The 17,852-nt window shown below is 68.2% G+C and carries 18 protein-coding genes; 7 read left to right on the top strand and 11 right to left on the bottom strand.

The window, feature by feature from the left end; translation table 11 throughout:
- Position 1 precedes the first annotated feature (1 nt).
- Entirely contained in the window at positions 2-310 is a 309-nt protein-coding gene (locus tag NV1_RS46085; RefSeq protein ID WP_067901321.1) for an acyl-CoA dehydrogenase family protein, read from the bottom strand.
- Positions 311-464: 154 nt separating this feature from the next.
- Between NV1_RS46085 and NV1_RS34420 the strand changes: the two genes are divergently transcribed.
- Entirely contained in the window at positions 465-800 is a 336-nt protein-coding gene (locus NV1_RS34420) for an aldehyde dehydrogenase family protein (RefSeq protein ID WP_218027296.1), read from the top strand.
- Positions 801-874: 74 nt separating this feature from the next.
- Here NV1_RS34420 and NV1_RS34415 read toward each other — a convergent pair whose 3' ends face one another.
- A complete protein-coding gene (locus NV1_RS34415; protein ID WP_067901314.1) occupies positions 875-2,770 on the bottom strand; it encodes a sugar phosphate isomerase/epimerase and 4-hydroxyphenylpyruvate domain-containing protein in 1,896 nt (631 codons plus the stop codon).
- Entirely contained in the window at positions 2,767-3,639 is an 873-nt protein-coding gene (locus NV1_RS34410) for a shikimate dehydrogenase (protein ID WP_067901311.1), read from the bottom strand. The genes NV1_RS34415 and NV1_RS34410 overlap by 4 nt, the downstream gene beginning before the upstream one ends.
- Positions 3,640-3,747: 108 nt before the next feature.
- On the opposite strand from NV1_RS34410, the gene NV1_RS34405 reads away from it, so the two are divergent.
- Together NV1_RS34405 and NV1_RS34400 are read left to right on the top strand one after the other, a co-directional pair.
- A complete protein-coding gene (locus tag NV1_RS34405; RefSeq protein ID WP_067901307.1) occupies positions 3,748-4,407 on the top strand; it encodes a TetR/AcrR family transcriptional regulator in 660 nt (219 codons plus the stop codon).
- Positions 4,408-4,740: 333 nt separating this feature from the next.
- Positions 4,741-6,084 carry an MFS transporter gene (locus tag NV1_RS34400; protein WP_067901305.1) on the top strand — a complete coding sequence of 448 codons (1,344 nt, stop codon included), beginning with the start codon at positions 4,741-4,743 and terminating at the stop codon, positions 6,082-6,084.
- Between the two features lie 26 nt (positions 6,085-6,110).
- Here the strand turns inward: NV1_RS34400 and NV1_RS42750 are convergent, their stop codons facing one another.
- The 7 genes from NV1_RS42750 to pcaH all read right to left on the bottom strand — a co-directional run bounded on the left by NV1_RS42750 (position 6,111) and on the right by pcaH (position 12,417).
- On the bottom strand, positions 6,111-6,284 hold the full coding sequence (locus tag NV1_RS42750; protein WP_174557519.1) for a hypothetical protein: 174 nt from the start codon (positions 6,282-6,284) through the stop codon (positions 6,111-6,113).
- 156 nt (positions 6,285-6,440) lie between these two features.
- On the bottom strand, positions 6,441-7,658 hold the full coding sequence (locus NV1_RS34390; protein WP_067901298.1) for an acetyl-CoA C-acetyltransferase: 1,218 nt from the start codon (positions 7,656-7,658) through the stop codon (positions 6,441-6,443).
- Positions 7,659-7,682: 24 nt separating this feature from the next.
- Positions 7,683-8,462, bottom strand: coding sequence for an IclR family transcriptional regulator domain-containing protein (locus tag NV1_RS34385; protein ID WP_067901295.1), 780 nt, complete (start codon positions 8,460-8,462; stop codon positions 7,683-7,685).
- Positions 8,459-9,667, bottom strand: coding sequence for a bifunctional 3-oxoadipate enol-lactonase/4-carboxymuconolactone decarboxylase PcaDC (gene pcaDC / locus NV1_RS34380; RefSeq protein ID WP_067901413.1), 1,209 nt, complete (start codon positions 9,665-9,667; stop codon positions 8,459-8,461). The genes NV1_RS34385 and pcaDC overlap by 4 nt, the downstream gene beginning before the upstream one ends.
- Before the next feature lie 31 nt (positions 9,668-9,698).
- Positions 9,699-11,066 (bottom strand): 3-carboxy-cis,cis-muconate cycloisomerase, encoded by a 1,368-nt coding sequence (pcaB, locus tag NV1_RS34375; RefSeq protein WP_067901292.1) that lies wholly within the window; start codon positions 11,064-11,066, stop codon positions 9,699-9,701.
- A 12-nt stretch (positions 11,067-11,078) separates the two neighbouring features.
- Positions 11,079-11,705: a protocatechuate 3,4-dioxygenase subunit alpha gene (pcaG, locus tag NV1_RS34370; protein WP_067901288.1), complete on the bottom strand. Its 627-nt coding sequence runs from the start codon at positions 11,703-11,705 to the stop codon at positions 11,079-11,081.
- Positions 11,698-12,417: a protocatechuate 3,4-dioxygenase subunit beta gene (gene pcaH, locus NV1_RS34365; protein WP_067901410.1), complete on the bottom strand. Its 720-nt coding sequence runs from the start codon at positions 12,415-12,417 to the stop codon at positions 11,698-11,700. The genes pcaG and pcaH overlap by 8 nt, the downstream gene beginning before the upstream one ends.
- Before the next feature lie 153 nt (positions 12,418-12,570).
- Between pcaH and NV1_RS34360 the strand changes: the two genes are divergently transcribed.
- Positions 12,571-13,317: a CoA transferase subunit A gene (locus NV1_RS34360; protein WP_067901408.1), complete on the top strand. Its 747-nt coding sequence runs from the start codon at positions 12,571-12,573 to the stop codon at positions 13,315-13,317.
- Complete coding sequence (locus NV1_RS34355) at positions 13,317-13,970, top strand: CoA transferase subunit B (RefSeq protein WP_067901286.1); 654 nt, start codon at positions 13,317-13,319, stop codon at positions 13,968-13,970. The genes NV1_RS34360 and NV1_RS34355 overlap by 1 nt, the downstream gene beginning before the upstream one ends.
- Positions 13,971-14,004: 34 nt before the next feature.
- Here the strand turns inward: NV1_RS34355 and NV1_RS34350 are convergent, their stop codons facing one another.
- Positions 14,005-14,913 (bottom strand): LysR family transcriptional regulator, encoded by a 909-nt coding sequence (locus NV1_RS34350; RefSeq protein ID WP_067901284.1) that lies wholly within the window; start codon positions 14,911-14,913, stop codon positions 14,005-14,007.
- Positions 14,914-15,161: 248 nt separating this feature from the next.
- Between NV1_RS34350 and NV1_RS34345 the strand changes: the two genes are divergently transcribed.
- The gene (locus NV1_RS34345; RefSeq protein ID WP_067901405.1) at positions 15,162-16,343 is read left to right on the top strand and encodes a 4-hydroxybenzoate 3-monooxygenase; all 1,182 of its coding nucleotides are present in this window, start codon (positions 15,162-15,164) and stop codon (positions 16,341-16,343) included.
- Between the two features lie 37 nt (positions 16,344-16,380).
- Positions 16,381-17,844, top strand: coding sequence for an aldehyde dehydrogenase family protein (locus NV1_RS34340; protein ID WP_067901282.1), 1,464 nt, complete (start codon positions 16,381-16,383; stop codon positions 17,842-17,844).
- The last annotated feature ends 8 nt before the right edge of the window (positions 17,845-17,852 follow it).

Below are 17,852 nucleotides of genomic sequence, written 5' to 3'. Positions count from 1 at the left end.
GTCAGCCTTTCGCCAGAATCGAGTCGAGCTCGGCACGAATATTCGCTCCCGGTCCCCGCGCGATGCCCACCAGCTCGGCGAGCCGGGATCGATGCAGTGCGGGAGCGCCGAACAGTTGCTCGGATGCCTTGGCGCGCTTGAGATACAGGTGCGCGTCGTGTTCCCAGGTGTATCCGATGCCGCCGTGAATCTGGATGTACTCCTCGGCCGCCCGGGTGAAGGCCGCCGAACACCGGGCCGCGGCCAGCGCGGCGGCAGCGGGCAGCTCACTCGGTTGCCCGGCTGCTACAGATCGGGAAACCGCTCGCACACCCCGCCGCCGATGAGGGAGGCGATGATCAGTTGCGGACTCGCCGAGGCGGTATGGCCTCGGGCCCCAGCCCGGTGACGACTTGAGCACCCCGGGCGAAAATCCTGCCTCGATCGCGAGCGCGGCCACGAACACGGAGCTGTTGAGCCGTCTGGTGACTCGCTTCGAAGGCGTGTCGATCGGCCCCGCGGTGCAGGACAACGATCTGGGCCCGCTGGTCTCGCGCGCCTCCGCCGACGAAGAGGCGATCACCCTGGCCAACGGCACCGATTACGCACTGCTCGGGGCGGTCTGGACCGCCGATCTGTCCCGTGCTCACCGCCTCGCGGCCGAGCTGGAGGCCGGTCAGGTGTACATCAACACCTATGGCGCGGGCGGCGGCGTCGAACTGCCCTTCGGCGGATTCCGCAAGTCCGGATACGGGCGCGAGAAAGGCATCGAAGCACTCGACTCCTACACCGCCACCAAGACGGTCGTCGTGCAGATCTGAACCTCCATCCGCGACCGCCGCCGGCTCGGCAGCGACTTCCGGCGCCGCCGGCATCGCGGCCCGTCCGGAACGATTCAGGCGCTCGTACGCAGGTGCGCGGCGACCCGCACCGCGGAATTCACCTCGCCCTGGCCGCCGTAGTCCCCGACACGCTGGACGATCTCGAAGAACAGGTCCGCACCGACGGTCTCGGTGAACAGCTGGAAGTACTCACCGCCACCGTCGGCGTCGTAGAGAATGCCGAATTCGCGCATCCGCCCGAGGATTTCGGTATCCAGGTCGAAACGGGCGGCCAGATCGTCGTAGTAGTTCGACGAGACCGCGGGACGGCGATGGCCGAGCGAGACGAGTTCGGCCGCGGTGGCGAAGATGTCGGCGCAGGTGAACGCGACGTGGCTGACGCCCCCGCGCCGGATCGCGGGCGGATGCTCCGGGCCGGCCGGGCAGCCGGGCACCATGTTCAACGAGATGCGCAGCGGCGATGCGGATCCGGCCCCGGCCATGGTGAGTGATTGGCTGCGCAACTGCCCGACCGAATCGGGAATGTCCACACCCTCACTCGGCTGCATACCGAACACCGACCGCAACCGCAGCATGATGCCGTCCCAATCGTCCGGCCGCACGGCCAGGGCCACGTGATCGACGCCGGTCAGCAGGGACGGCAGTGCGGCCGGCTCCGGCTGGGGCTCGAATGCCTCTCGCCAGGCAGCCCGGCTCGCCGGTCCGCGCAAATCGATCGAGGTGGTCTCGGTCACCCGCAACCGGACCACGTCGGCGGTATGGTCCTTGAATTCGCTTGCCGCACCGGGTAATTCGACCTCATGCGCAGGCACTTCCAGGGCCAGCGCCCGCGCTTGCCAGGCGTCCGGATCCGCGGAGCGGATGCCGACCTGCGACAGCAGCGGTAGCGGCATCCCCCGCGCAGGCGCGGTCCACGCCGTGTCCGAGCTCGCGTCCACGGCCACGGTGAGCTCTCCGTGCCGCCACAGCTCCAACTCGTGGTCGCGGTGCCGCCCGGCGTACCCGAAACCGAGACTGCCCAACATCGTGCGCAGTTGCCCGGCGCGATCGGGTCCGGCGGCGATGCGCAGCGACACCACACCGTCGATGCCGGGACGGACCGGAGGCACGAAAAGTTCTGCGCTGCCCGGTATCCGGGCCGCGACCTGTTCCTGTAGATACCGCAGCGAGCGGTGCGCGTCGGCTGCGGTGCGTTCGGTCGAGGACTGGCGGAACACGTCGTTGAAGATCTCCAGCGACCAGGGCCCGGCATAGCCGGCGGCGTGCACGTGCGCACCGAATGCGGCCAGGTCGAAGGTGCCCTGTCCGGGGAACTTCCGGTAATGCCTGCTCCACTGCAGTACATCCATCGCCATGGCCGGGGCGTCGGCCAGCTGCAGGAAGAAGATCTTCTCCCCCGGAATGTCCCGAATTCCCGAGGGATCATCCCCGCGCGAGAGGATGTGGAAGCTGTCCAGGCAGGTGCCCAGCGCCGGATGGTCCACCGCCGCAACGATATTCCAGGCATGCCGGTAGGTGTTGACGTGCGTGCCCCAGGCCAGCGCCTCGTAGGCGACACGGAGGCCGCGGCGATGCGCACGTTCGGCGAGGCCGTGCAATTGTGCGGCGAGGCGGTCGTCGTCGCGGACCGCGCTCGGCAGCGGGGACGAGCAGACCAGGATGGTGTCGCAGCCGAGCCGTTGCATGAGGTCGAATTTGCGTTCCGCGCGAACGAGATTGCGTGCGTACTGTGCCTCGTCGGTCGAATCGAGGTCCCGGAAGGGCTGGTACAGGTCGATGCTCAGATCCAGGTCCGCGGCGCGCGCCGCCAGCCCGGCCGGGGTGAGCGCGGAACCGATGAAATCGGGCTCGAAGATCTCGAATCCGTCGAATCCGGCCGCGGCGATCGCGGTCAGCTTCTGCTCGAGCGTGCCGCTCAACGACACGGTGGCGATGCTCGTGCGAATCATTTGGCCGCCAACGCTTCCCGCGACAGCAGCGCGTCCATCTGCGCGGCCATCCGCTCGGCGTCCGGCACGACGCCGGTGAAGATCTCGAAGGCGTCGGCGGCCTGATGGACGGCCATTCCCGCGCCGGTCAGCGCGCGCGCCCCGGCCGCCCGCGCCGTGCGGACCAGTTCGGTCTCGACCGGGCGGTACACCACCTCGGCCACCCACAGGTCCGGGCGCAGCAATTCGGCGGGCAATGCCATTCCGGGATGTTCGGCCATACCCATCGGCGTCGCGTGCACCAGTCCATCCGCGCGCACGAGCACCTGCGCGAGCCGATCGGGCGCGGCGACGGACACGCGGCGGTCCGGGAAGTGCGTGCCGAGCGTCGCGGCCAGTTCACCGGCCCTGCCGGGATCGGCGTCCACGAGGGTGAGTTCCCGAGCGCCCCGGTCCAGCGTGGCGTACCCGACCGCGGCGCCCGCACCGCCGGCTCCCAGTTGCACCACTCGGCCGAACCGCGCACCGGGCAGACCGCGGTCGAGCGAGCGGCGGAACCCGGACCAGTCGGTGTTGTACCCGGTCGCCCGGTCGCCCTCGAACAGCACGGTATTCACCGCGCCCAGCCGCGCGGCATCCGGCGACAACTCGTCGAGCAGTTCGACGACGCGCCGCTTACACGGGTGGGTGATGTTCAGGCCCCGGTACCCTTCCCCGCGCACGCGCTGGAACAGTGCGGGCAGATCGTCGACGGTCAGCTCGAGCTCGGCGAGATCGAGAATCCGATACTCGTAGTCCAGACCGTGGCGGCCCCCCTCGGTCATATGCAGCGATGGCGTCAACGAGGCGCGGATTCCGGTTCCGATCAGCCCACAGAGCAGCGAAGACATCCAGAGCTCCTTATGTACGGAACAGTTAGTTAATTGCAGCGTACTACGCCACTCCGGTTCGCGACAGCGCCGCGCCGATGCGGCCCACATGGCGGATACAGTAACCGAATGTCGCCGAACCGGACGGATACCGCGCCCGCACCGAAGCGGCGGCGCAACAAGGACCTCACCCGCGAGGACATTCTCGACATCGCCACCGCCGAATTCGCCGACAAGGGCTATTCCGGTGCGCGCGTGGACGATATCGCGCAGCGCACGCACACCACCAAGCGGATGATCTACTACTACTTCACCGACAAGGAAGGGCTCTACCGGGCCGTCCTCGAGCGCTCCTATCGGTTGATCCGCGAGCTGGAGCAGACACTGGACATCTCCGGACTCGAACCGGTCGCCGCGATCCGCGCACTGGCCGAGCTCACCTTCGACCACCATGAGCGGCATCCGGAGTTCATCCGGATGGTGGCGAACGAGAACATGCTGCGCGGCGAGCACATCAAACGCTCGCCGGTGCTGGCCGGCCTCGGCGCCCCGGCCGTCGACCTGCTCACCCACATCCTGCACCAGGGCCAGGACGAGGGCCTGTTCCGCACCGACGTCGACGCCCTCGACATGCACATGCTGATCAGCAGCTACTGCGTGTTCCGGGTGGCCAACCGGTACACCTTCCAGGCCCTGTTCGACCGCGACCTGACCGCACCCGACCTGCGCGAACACCTGCGCACCATGCTGGGCGACGTCGTGGTGAGCTTCCTGCTCGCCCGGGACTGAGCCGCCGCAAGCTCCGACCCGCGCGGCACGGTTTCCGGGGCTCGAACCACGCCGACGGGTGACCCCTCCAGTTGTTATGAACTATTTAGTTAATACTATTGCCATACTCGAGTGACGGAGGTTACAGTGCTTGCGGTCGCATGACGAACATGTGTTTGTATTGCGAACGCCAAGTGGGCATCACCCGGACAGCGCAGACGCGACACCCGGACCCGACAACGGACGACTCAGCGGCACCCCGGCGACACACCGCCGAACTCTGCGCCGTCAGTGCCGTACAGCATCGAGCCCCCAGCGCAGCGCAACGAAGTACAGATAGATCAGGAGTCAGATATGCACGCCGGCGTCGACGCGCAACGCACCGCACCCACGCCACCCGACACCGCGCGGGTCACCCGCGCCGCGATCGCCAGCTTCCTCGGCAGCACCCTCGAGTACTACGACTTCTACATCTATGCCTCGGCGGCGGCGCTCGTGTTCGGCAAGGTGTTCTTCCCTGCCTCGAACCCGGCCACCGGCACGCTGCTGTCCCTGGCGACCTTCGGCGTCGCCTATATCGCCCGGCCGGTCGGCGCGGTGGTCCTCGGACATTTCGGCGACCGCGTCGGGCGCAAGCGGATCATGCTGCTGACGGTCACCGCGATGGGATCCGCGACCTTCCTGATCGGCTGCCTGCCGTCCTATCGGACCGCCGGCGTACTCGCGCCGATCCTGCTGGTGATATTGCGTGTGCTGCAAGGTATTTCAGCGGCAGGCGAGCAGAGCGGCGCCGGATCGCTGACCATGGAACACGCACCCGCGGGCCGACGCGCCTTCTTCACCAGCTGGACGCTCACCGGGACGCAGGCCGGATTCATCCTCGCGACGGTGGTGTTCCTGGTCGTGGCGAATCTGCCCGACCGGCAGCTGATCAGCTGGGGCTGGCGAATTCCGTTCTGGTGCAGCCTCGTCGTGGTGATCCTCGCCTATGCCGTGCGACGACGGCTCGAGGAGCCCGAGGTGTTCCGGGCCGAGCAACGCAACGACGCGATCGCCGAATTCCCTGTCGCGCAGTTACTTCGAACCCAACCGGCGGATCTGCTTCGGGTCGTGCTGTGTGCGTTCATCGCGGTGGTCAGCACGGTTTTCGCGGTGTTCGGCCTTGCGTTCGCCACCGGGCACGCGGTCGGAGTGCCCAAGACGACCATGTTGCTGGTCGCGGTGGCGGCAAATGTGCTGGCGCTGATCCTGCAGCCGCTGTTGGCGATGCTGGCCGATCGGATCGGTCGGCGACCGGTCTTCATCGGCGGCGTGATCGGTTGTGGCATCATGATTTTCGTCTACTTCACCGCGATCATGTCCGGCAGCACCCCGCTGATCTACCTGGCGGCGCTGATTCTGATCGGCGTGTGCTACAGCGCGCCCAATGCCGTGTGGCCGACGTTCTACGCCGAGATGTTCGCCACCCGGGTCCGCTTCTCCGGTATGGCGATCGGCACCCAGATCGGCTTCGCCCTGGCGGGATTCGCCCCGACAATCGCCTGGACGCTGGTCGGTGACAGCCGCACCGACTGGCTCCCGGTGGCGATACTCGTCGCGATCACCTGCGCCCTGTCCGCCGCCGCGGCATTCACCGCGCGCGAAACCTACCGAACCCCGGTCACCGAACTCGGCGTGCCCGCAACCCGCTCCGAATAGCAGACACACAACTGCTCGGCGGCGGTTCAGCGCCAGCGCAGATCTCCGATCAGCGCTGTCTCCGAACCGCCGCCGACGACGATGACCTGACCGGTGATGAGTTCACCGACCCTCTCCGGTCGCCCAGGCAAGCCGCCGAACGGTTGCGGCGCGTCGACTTCCACCGCGGTGCGTATCGTTCCCGCGACCGATCGCGGCACCTGCGCGTAGCACTTCCCTGTTCGTTGCGGTTCTTTACGGCGCTTGGATTGGCTGATGATAAATGTATAGATTCGCATATGTCGATAACGCTTTTGGAAGACTCCGGGAGCGCCAATGCGCGACGCATAGATCTCTGTCCGGCGATGCGCCTCGAATCAGCCGCTGACCACGCGCTCGAATACCGCGGCCAAGCCCTGTCCCCCGCCGATACACATGGTCTCCAGCCCGTAGCGGCCTTCGCGCCGGTCCAGTTCGCGCAACAGCGTCGCCAGGATGCGGGCGCCGGTGGCGCCGACCGGATGGCCCAGCGAGATGCCCGAGCCGTTCGGGTTGAGGCGGTCGTCATCGGGCTCGATCTTCCACTCGCGCAACACCGAAAGGGTTTGGGCGGCGAAGGCTTCGTTGAGTTCGATGACCGACATATCGTCCAGTGACAGGTCCAGCCGCGCCAGCGCCTTCGCGGTGGCGGGGACGGGCCCGATGCCCATGGTGCGCGGGGGTACTCCGGCGACGGCCCAGGAGGCGAGACGGGCGAGCGGACGCAGGCCCAGGGCCCGCGCCGTGTCCAGGGTGGTGACGATACAGAGTGCGGCGCCGTCGTTCTGGCCGCTGGCATTACCCGCCGTCACGGTCGCGTCCGGATCGATCGACGAGCGGATGGGACGAAGCTTCCCGAGCGCCTCGACGGTCGTGTCGGCGCGCGGGTGCTCATCGGTGTCGACGACGATCGGATCCGATTTTCGTTGCGGCACAGGCATTGCGACGATCTCGTCGGCGAACCGGCCGCATTGCTGGGCGGCGACGGCGCGCCGATGCGATTGGACCGCCAGTGCGTCCTGGTCGGCGCGGCTGATGGAGTATTCGGCGCGCAGGTTCTCCGCGGTCTCGATCATGCCGCCGGGCACGGGAAAGTTCTCGCCGCCGGCGCTGATTCGGGCACGGGCCAGCCGGTCTTCGAGCCGTACGCCGTCGCCGCGTACGCCCCAGCGCATGTCGGTCGCGTAGAACTCCGCGCGGCTCATGGACTCCGTCCCGCCCGCCAGCACCAACTCGCTACCGCCGGTGGCCACCTGCATGCAGGCCTGCAGCACCGCCTGCAGACCGGACCCGCAGCGCCGGTCCACCTGCACGCCGGGGATGCCGACCCCGAGGCCCGCATCCAGGGCGGCCACGCGGCCGATGGCCGGCGCCTCGCCGTTGGGCGAGGCCTGTCCGAGGATCACATCGTCGATCCGATCGGCGGGCAGGCCGGTGCGGGCGAGTAATTCGGTGATCAGGGTCGCGGCCAGGGTTTCGGACGCGATGTCCTTGAACACTCCCCCGAACCGGCCGACCGGAGTGCGCAGCGGTTCACAGATGACGGCGTCGTACATGGGGCTCCTCGGGTGTTCGGGATATCAGGAACGGGTCTGCACCCGCGCGAGATCGCTGCTGACGGCGGCGGCCGTCTCGAGCAACGGGGGCAGCAGATCGGTGCGCACCGCGTCGGCCGTGTAGCGGGCTGCGTGCGTGGAGATGTTGACCGCCGCGCACACCTGCCCGGTGTGATCGCGGATCGGGGCGGCCAGGGATCGCAGGCCCTGCTCGAGTTCCTGGTCGACCAGGCAGTACCCGGCGGTGCGGGTCCGATGGACTTCCTCGCGGAGCCGGTCGATGGTCAGGACGGTGCGATCGGTCAGCGGTGCGAGGGTGACTTTCGCCAGGTAGTCCTCGAAGGCGTTCTCGGGCAGGCCCGCCAGCAGGACCCGGCCCATGGCGGTCCCGAAGGCCGGGAAACGGGTGCCGATGGTGATCGAGACGGTCATGATCCGGCTGACGGGCACGCGCGCGACATAGACGATGTCCTCGCCGTCCAGGATCGACACCGAGGTCGACTCGTGCACCCGGTTGGCCAGCGCCTCCAGATGCGGGCCCGCGACCTCGGGCAGACCGAAGCTGGACAGGTAGCTGTAGCCGAGTTCGAGCACCCTGGGAGTGAGCCAGAACAGGGAGCCGTCGGTCCGGACGTAGCCGAGCTCGACCAGGGTGAGCAGAAATCGGCGGGCAGTGGCCCGGGTCAGCTCGGTGGTCTTGGCGACGTCGCTGAGCGTGCGGCGCGGATGTTCGGCATCGAAGGCGCGGATGACGGCCAAACCACGGCCGAGTGATTGCACATACTCCGGTGAGGCTTCGGTCATGGTCGCTGCGGTTCCTCTGTATCCGTTGGGCCGGAGGCGGTTCGGTCGGACGATCCGGGCCCGATGCCTTCGGCGAGCGCGTTCCGGCCGAGTCCGAAGGCGAGGTTACTGTTCGGCACGCCCGCATAGATCGCCGTGTGCAGGAAAACCTCGGCCAGTTCGTCCGGCGCCATCCCGGCCCGCAAGGCGGCGCGGATGTGCATATCGAGTTCGTGGGTGTTGCCGACGGCGGTGAGGATCGCCAAGGTCAGCAGGCGGCGGGTGTGGCGGTCCAGGCCGGGCCGGTCCCAGACGTCCCCCCAGGCGGTGCGGGTGATGAAGTCCTGGAAGGGGGCGGTGAAGGCGGTGGTCGCGGCAACGGTGCGGTCCACGTGCGCATCGCCGAGCACCGCGCGACGCACCCGCATGCCGCGGGCGAACGCATCGGCCCGCTCGGTGCGCCCGGCCAGGTGCGCGGCGATCAGTGCGCTGACCCGTCCGGCCTGTTCGAGATTGGCCAGATGTGCAGCGGGGTCGAGGATGTGCATGTCCGAGTTCGCGATGCCCTCGGCGAGCAGACGCATATCGGCGGGGGTGGTGGCCGGATCCTGGGCGCCGGCGATCACCAATGTGGGTGCGGTGATCCGGGCCAGATCGGCGCGGCCGTCGAACCGCGCTAGGGCGCCGCAGCAGGACGCGTAGCCCTCGTCGGAGGTCGCGGTCACCATGGCACGGCCGCGGGCCACCAGGTCGTGGTCGCGACCGGCGAGTTCCTTGGTGAACCAGCGGTCGACCACGGCCTCGGCGAGGGATGCCGTGCCCGCGGACCGGGCCGTCGCGGCGCGGTCGAGCCAGCTCTGGGTGGTGCCGAATTTCGCGGCGGTGCACAGCAGGGTCAGTGTCCGGACCCGCATCGGTGCGTGCGCGGCGATCCACTGCGCCACCGCGCCACCCAGCGATAGGCCGATCAGGTGGACGCGCGCGCGGCCGAGCCGGTCCAGCAGGGCCAGCACATCCGCGGCGAGTTCGGCGACGGTGCAGTCACCGGTAACGACGGGAGAGTCGCCGTGGCCGCGCAGGTCGACTGTGACGATGTGGTATTCGTCGGTGAGTGCCGCCACTTGCGGGTCCCACATCGACCGGTCGGAACCGAGCGATCCGAGCATCACGACGGTGGGCGCATCGGTAGCTGAACCGATTGCCCGATAAGCCAATTCGACGGCCATGCGACCGGGATCGAGTGCATTTGTGCCCATATCAGTTGGCTCCGTTCGCATTTCGAAGGCTCCGCGTACCGGGTTCTTCGGTCGGTGGTGTTTCGCCGCGGTCTGCCAAGACCCGTTCCACGACATCGACCGCGTGACCCAGATAGGTTGCGGGATCGAGGAGTTCGCGTATCCGGTCCGGCGCCAGATGGGCGGTGACAGCCGGGGCGGTTTCGAGGGCGGGCGGGTCGGCTGATGCGGCGGCGGTGATGATCTCGCGCGCCTGATCGGTGTGCTCCGACAGGGCCGCGGTCACCCGCTCGGCCAGGAGGAGCCCGTGCGTGATCTCCAGATTGCGCGTCATCGCGTCGGGATGGACGTGCAGGCCGGTGAGGCTCTGCGCCAGCCGGTGCGCCGCGCCGCCGGTCAGGCGCAGCAGTTCGGTGACGGTTTCCCATTCGGCGTGCCATGCCCCGGCGGCCCGCTGGAGTTCGTGGTCCATCGCGGCGAGCGCGTCCGCCACCAGGCCCGGAACCCGGCGCGCGGCCGCACGCGCGGTGATCGCGGCGATCGGATTGCGTTTGTGGGGCATGGCCGAGGAGCCGCCGGGAGCGTCCTCGCTGACCTCCCCGACCTCGGTGCCCGACAGTACGACGATATCGGTCCCGATCTTGCCGATCGCTCCGGCCGCTACGCCGAGAGTGGTGGCCAGTTCGGCGATCGGGGTCCGGTCGGTGTGCCACGGCACGCGTTGCGGAGCCAATCCGAGCTCGGCCGCCAGCGCGTCGGCGATGTCGAATCCGCGAGGGTACAGCGCGGCGAGAGTTCCTGCGGCGCCGCCGAATTGGACCGGAAGGTCGACGAGTACCGCGGTGAGTGCGTGCGCGGCCCGGTCCAAGGCCGCGCACCAGCCGGCGGCCAGCGCGCCGAAGGTGGTGGGCAGCGCCTGCTGCCCCAGCGTGCGAGCGGCCATCGGGGTGCCGCGATGAGTGCGGGCCAGGCGCGCCGCGGCGTCGGCGGCGACACGCAGATCGGCGACCACCAGTTGTCCCGCGCGCTGGGCGAGCAGCATGAGGGCGTTATCGAGGATGTCCTGACTCGTGGCGCCCTTGTGGACTACGGCGGCCGGTACTCCATGGGTGGACGCGGCCCGGCGCAACGCGGTCACGAGCGGTATCACCGGATTGCCGCCCGCGACGGCCGCCGCACCCAGCTGAGCAGGATCGAGCATCGCGGCTACCACCTCCCCGGCCGCACCGATCGCGTCGGCGTGTTCCCGGTCCAGCACCCCGGCCCGCATCTGGGCACGCGCCAGCGCGCATTCCACCTCCACCAGTGCGGTGATCCAGGCACGATCGGACAGCACGGCACCGAGTTCGGCCGCACCGAACAGCGGGTCGAACAGCTCTCCACGCGGCATGTCGAACCTCTCCTAGAAGTAGAAGAACGGAGTTTCCGTACCCTCGGGATCGGCGTCCTGGACCACGATGTCGAGGTGGTAGCCGGTGTCGGTGGCGGTGGCGATCAGCCGATTCCGCCGGGCTTCCGGTAGTGCGGCCAGCACCGGATCCAAGGCGTTGGCGGCGGGCTCGTCGGGGAAATAGAGCCGGGTGACGAGCCGGTCGAGCAGACCTCGCGCGAAGATCGACAGATTCAGGTGCGGCGCCTCGTTCGCGCCGTCATCGCAGGGGTTCGCGCCAGGTTTGACAGTGGTGAACGACGCGGTCCCGGTGGCATCGGCGGCGCAACGGCCGAAGCCGCGGAAGTTCGGATCGGTCTGCGGCCGCGGGTCGTCGGGATGCTCGAACACACCGTCGCGGTTGGCTTGCCAGACCTCCACCAGCGCGTCGGCGACCGGTACGCGGGCGCCATCGGTAACCGTCACAGTGACGGTGATCGCCCCGGCGGTGCCGGGGGCAACGACATCGGGTCCATCGGGCCAGGGCAGCCCGATATGCAGGAACGGCCCGACGGTCTGCGACGGTGTCGGACCGAAGTCGACCGTGGTGAAATCACCGGATGTCACCGGATAGCGGGGAGCGAATTCGGTGTCACTCATCGTGGTCGTCCTCCTCGAACGGCGTCGCCTCGCGACCCCGCAGCACAATGTCGAAACGGAAGCCGAGTGCCCAGTTGTCCGTGGTCGCGGTGTAGTCGAACACGCTGACCATGCGATGGCGGACGGCCTCGGGAACGGAGTTGTAGATCGGGTCCTGGAAAAACATCGGATCGCCCGGAAAGTACATCTGCGTCACCAGACGCTGCGTGAAGGCGCGCCCGAACAGGGAGAAATGGATATGCGCCGGCCGCCACGCGTTGTGGTGGTTGCGCCACGGGTAGGCGCCCGGCTTGATCGTGGTGAACGAGTAGTGCCCGTCGTTGTCGGTGAGCACCCGGCCGACCCCGTCGAAGTGGGGGTCCAGCGGCGCCGGCCACTGATCACGCTCGTGCCGGTAGCGACCGCCCGCGTTCGCCTGCCAGACCTCGACCAGGGTGTTCGGTACGGGTTTGCCGTCGCTGTCCAGGACCCGACCGTGCACCACTATCCGCTGCCCGATCGCCTCGCCACCCCGAGCGGAGGTCAGATCCGCGTCCGCGGCGCTGACCCGGCCTTCGCCCAGGACCGGGCCGGTGAGTTCACCGAGCCGTTGCGGCAGGAAGACCAGCGGCTGTTTCGGGTGACGCAGTGTGGAGGTGCGGTAGTCGGCGAAGTCGAGCGGGACATCCTCGCTCTTCTCGATACCGCGGTAGCGGGGAGGCAGGTGGAGCATGCGCACGACCTCGTGTTCGGTATGTGGACAATGATGCGGAATGCGAACAGCATAGGACGATCGGCGATTCGGAACAACCATCCGAGCCAGAGATGTTCGCAATCCGAACGCTAGTTCATATTACGTACGCGGCACGCTACAGTGGACGACGTGATGGATAAAGTCATTGGCACAACCGCCGAAGCGGTCGCCGATATCCCGGACGGCTCGTCACTGGCCGTTGGCGGATTCGGTCTGGTCGGCGTCCCCGAAGCGCTGATCAACGCGCTGCTCGCCCAGGGTGCCCGCGAGCTGGAAGTGGTGAGCAACAACTGCGGCACCGCCGGTTTCGGGCTCGGCGTCCTGCTGGCGGCACACCGGGTCCGCCGGACCATCAGCTCCTATGTCGGCGCCAACGAGGAGTTCGCCCGCCAATACCTGTCCGGCGAACTCGAGGTGGAGCTGACCCCGCAGGGCACGCTCGCCGAGCGGATGCGCGCCGGAGGGGCCGGCATCCCGGCGTTCTTCACCCCCGCAGGGGTCGGGACGCAGGTGGCCGAGGGCGGTCTGCCGCTGCGCTACGACGGATCCGGCGGCGTCGCGGTGGCGAGCCCGCCGAAGGAGACCCGGGAATTCGACGGCGTCACCTATGTGCTCGAGCGCGGCATCGTCACCGACTACGCGCTGGTCCACGCCTGGAAAGGCGACCGGCACGGCAATCTCGTCTATCGGGCCAGCGCCCGCAATTTCAACCCGCCCGCAGCCGCGGCCGGTCGCATCACGATCGCTCAGGTCGAGCATCTCGTGGAGCCCGGCGAACTCGACCCCGACCAGGTGCACACCCCCGGCATCCAGGTTCAGCGGGTTGTGCACGTGGGCAAGGTCCAGGTGGGAATCGAGAACAGGACGGTACGCGCGTGATGTCGACCCGCGAACAGATGGCGGCCCGGGTCGCGGCCGAACTCGAGAACGGCCAATACGTCAATTTGGGCATCGGCATGCCGACACTGGTGCCGAACTACCTGCCCGACGACATCACCGTCGTACTGCACTCGGAGAACGGGGTCCTGGGCGTGGGCCCGTATCCGACCGAGGAGGAGCTCGATCCCGAACTGATCAACGCCGGCAAGGAAACCATCACCGTGTTGCCCGGCGCCTCTTACTTCGACTCCGCGCAGTCGTTCGGCATGATCCGCGGCGGTCAGGTCGATGTGGCCGTACTGGGCGCCATGCAGGTCAGCGCGCACGGCGACCTGGCCAACTGGATGATTCCCGGCAAGATGGTCAAGGGAATGGGCGGGGCCATGGATCTGGTGCACGGCGCTCGCCGGGTGATCGTCATGATGGAGCACCGTTCCCGTGCCGGGGAGCCGAAAATCGTCGAGCAGTGCACCCTGCCGCTGACCGGAACGGGCTGCGTGGACCGGATCATCACCGATATGGCCGTGCTGGACGTCACCGAGCGCGGATTGGTGCTCGTGGAGACAGCGCCTGGCGTGACCGTGGCCGAGGTCCGGGCGGCCACCGGCGCCGCGCTCGAGGTAGCGGCCGGGTTGGCGGAGCGGGATCGCTGAATCTCACCCGCGGCGGCCATATTTCCCGGCCTCGCTAGATGACCGGCATTCTCGCCGTCGCCCGCCGAATCACGTCGAGGAACCAACGCTGCGGAGCGCCGCCTTCCGGGACGTGGCGGGTGTAGGCGGCCACTTCCACCGGCTCGATCGGCCAGGGCAGCCGGAAGATCCGCACGACATGGGTCGGGGCCAGGGCCCGGGCGACCCGCTCGGGCACGATCGCGACCAGATCACTGTCCTGCACCACGTACGGCAGGGTCGCGAACCGGGTGACCCGGACCGCGATACGGCTTTCCAGCCGATGCTCGACCAGGGCTTTGCGCGGGCCGGGATGGCCGGCGCTGCCGTCCACCACCACGTGCCGCTCCCGCTCGAGATCCGCTGCGCCCGGCGCGGCAGCGCGTAGCCGGGGATGGTCGGCCGCGATCATTCCGACGTAGCCCTCGGTGAACAGCGGGGTGCGTCGCAGCCGCGGCGAATCGAGCACGGGGCTGGCCACCACAGCGTCCAATTCCCCACGGGTCAGCTGGTCGGTCGCGGTCTCGAGGTCGAAGGCGCTCACCCGCAACCCCGCCAGCGGCGCCTGCGCCGCCAGCTCGGCCAGCACCAGCGGAAGTACCGTCACCTCGCCGAGGTCCGAGAGGCCGAGGGTGAACCGCGTCGGCCGGGCCTTGTCGAATTCGGCTGTGGCGCCGAGGGTTTCGGTGAGCTCGGCGAGCGCCGCGCGCAGCGGTGGATACAGGCGCTCGGCCTCCGATGTCGCGATCAGCCCGCCGGACCCGCGGACGAACAGTTCGTCGCCGAGGCGTCGACGCAACTTGCCGAGACCGTAGCTCACGGTCGGCTGAGTGACACCGAGGAGGTCGGCCGCCGCCGTCACGCTGCGCGTCTCGTAGAGCAGGACGAATGTGCGCACCAGGTTGAGGTCGAAGTCGGCCGCCATAGATCTCCTCTATACAACTGCGGAAAAACATCTATTGGATTTCTGGTGTACCCGACTTTAGTGTGAGTACCAGCACCTCCGGAGGACGTTTGTGACCCCGGAAACACACCTGAAGTTCCGTCGAGAAGGATTCGTGGACTTCTACTTTCGCGGCAGTGGCCGCGATCGGATCGCTCGCCGGCCATGCCCCGCCGCACCGACCCCGGTGCGAAGAGCCCGGCGGTCCAGACCTCCAGGAGTACTCGCATATGCCGATCACCCGCACCCAGGTCGTCGTCGTCGGCGCAGGCCCGGCCGGACTGCTGCTGTCGCACTTGCTGTTCCGCTCGGGAATCGACTCGGTGGTCCTCGATATCCGCGGCCGGCGCGAGATCGCCACCACGATCCGCGCGGGCATCCTCGAAGCCGGATCGGTGCGCACCCTGGTGGACAGCGGTGTCTCCGACCGGGTGCTGACCGAGGGCGACCGCCACGACGGCGTGGTCCTGCGGTTCGGCGGGGACAACCACCGCATCGATTTCGAGGAATTGGTCGGTCAATCGGTCTGGTTGTACCCGCAGAACGACGTTTTCGCCGACCTGGCCGAACGCCGCGAAGCCGACGGTGGCGACGTGCGCTACGGCGTCGGCGACACCGCGGTCGACATCTCGGCCGAACGCCCGATCGTCTCGTTCACCGGCGCGGACGGCCGCCCGGCCCGGATCGAAGCGGATCTGCTGATCGGCGCCGACGGTTCCCGGTCGATCTGCCGCAAGGCATTCCCGGCGGGCACTCGAACCGAATGGTTTCGCGAATACCCGTTCGCCTGGTTCGGTTTCCTCGCCGCCGCACCGCCCTCGCATCCGGAATTGATCTACACCCATTCCGAACATGGTTTCGCCCTGGTCAGCCAGCGCACTTCGACCATGCAGCGGATGTACTTCCAGTGCTCGCCCGGCGAACGCCCCGAGGATTGGGACGACGAGCGGATCTGGGCCGAGATGCGCCGCCGGGTCAACGGCAACGGCTTCGAAATCGTCGAGGGGCCGATCACCGCGAAGATGGTGCTGCCGTTCCGGTCCTATGTCACCGCGCCGATGCGGTACGGCCGGCTGCTGCTCGCCGGAGACGCCGCGCACACCGTCCCGCCGACCGGCGCGAAGGGACTCAATCTCGCCGTGGCCGATGTGCGCGTGCTGCACGAGGCCATCGCCGATTTCCTGACCGGCGCCGATGAGCGAGCACTCGACCGATACACCGAGCGGGCCCTCGACCGGGTCTGGAAGGCACAGCATTTCTCCTACTGGATGACCACGATGCTGCATTCGGTCGAGGGCGCCTCAGCGTTCGACATCGAGCGGCAACGCGGCGAATTGGCGATGCTCACCGAATCCCGGCACGGCGCAGCATATTTGGCCGAGGCATACACGGGCTGGCAGCCGGCTGCTTAGCATTCCCGAGCGTCACCCGCTACATCAGGAGTTCTGCATGACCACCACCGGACCGGCCACCACTGCCTGGCACGGCGCACTGTTCGACGGCGCCTTCCGCCCGTCGACGGCCACTGTGCCGGTGACCTCGCCCGCCACGGGCGCGGTCATCGACACCGTCGGCGCGGCCGGGCCCGCCGACCTCGACCGCGCCGTCCGCAGCGCGCTCGCGGCGCAAAGCGACTGGGCGGCAAGCACTTACGACGAACGGCAGGCGGTGTTGCTGCGCGCTGCGCACCTGCTGGGCGAGAATCCGGAGCGGCTCGCGTCCTGGCTGGTCGCCGAGGCCGGATCCGGCCAGGGCAAGGCCGCGTTCGAGGTGGGTCTGGTGGTCGACGAGTTCCGGGAGAGCGCCGCTTTGGCCTCGCATCCCTATGGCGAGATGCTGCGTTCGAGCAAACCGCGCTTCTCCGTGGCTCGCCGGGTGCCGGTCGGTGTGGTGGGCGTGATCTCGCCGTTCAACTTCCCGAGCATTCTGTCCATGCGCTCGGTCGCGCCCGCACTCGCGCTCGGCAATGCGGTGATACTCAAGCCCGACCCGCGCACCTGCATTTCCGGCGGCCTCGCGCCGGCCGAATTGCTGAGCGAGGCGGGTCTGCCCGCGGGGCTGCTGCATGTCCTGCCCGGCGGCGGCGACCTCGGCGCGGCGATGGTGTCCCATCCCGATATCCCGTGCCTGTCCTTCACCGGTTCGACGGCGGCCGGGCGCAAGATCGCCGCCGCGGCGGGTCCGCTGTTGAAGAAGGTGCACCTCGAACTCGGTGGCAACAACGCGCTGCTGGTGCTTCCCGACGCCGATGTCGATGCCGCCGCATCGGCCGGGGCGTGGGGATCGTTCCTGCATCAGGGCCAGATCTGCATGACCACCGGCCGCCACCTGGTGCACCGTTCGATTGCCGACGCCTACATCTCCGCCCTCGTGGACAAGGCCCGCACCATTCCGGTCGGGGATCCGGCCGACCCGGGCAACGCCCTGGGCCCGATCATCGACACGAACCAGCGCGACCGCGTGCATGGCCTGGTCACCGCCGCCGTCGAGGCGGGTGCGACGCTGGCCGCCGGTGGCGAATACACCGATCTCTTCTACCGGCCGACCGTCCTGACCGATCTCGGCGCCGACAATCCGGCCTGGTCGCAGGAGATCTTCGGCCCGGTCGCACCCGTGATCGTCTACGACACGATCGAGGAGGCCATCGATATCGTCAACGCCTCCGAATACGGCCTTTCGGTCGGCATTCTCACCGGCGACGCATTCAAGGCCTTCGAACTGGCCGACCGCATTCACTCCGGCGCGGTGCACATCAACGATCAGACCGTCGACGACGAAGCGGTCATCCCCTTCGGCGGAGTGAAGGCCTCCGGAGTCGGCGGACGCTTCGGCGGACCGACCGCGAATCTCGATACGTTCACCGAAACCCAGTGGGTCACAATGCAATCCGAGATCGCCCGGTATCCGTTCTGATAAAGGTC

The organism is Nocardia vaccinii NBRC 15922 (genome assembly GCF_001613305.1).
GTDB lineage: Bacteria > Actinomycetota > Actinomycetes > Mycobacteriales > Mycobacteriaceae > Nocardia > Nocardia vaccinii.
The sequence above is the reverse complement of the archived record's forward strand: the minus strand, read 5'-3'. Positions and strand labels throughout refer to the sequence as shown.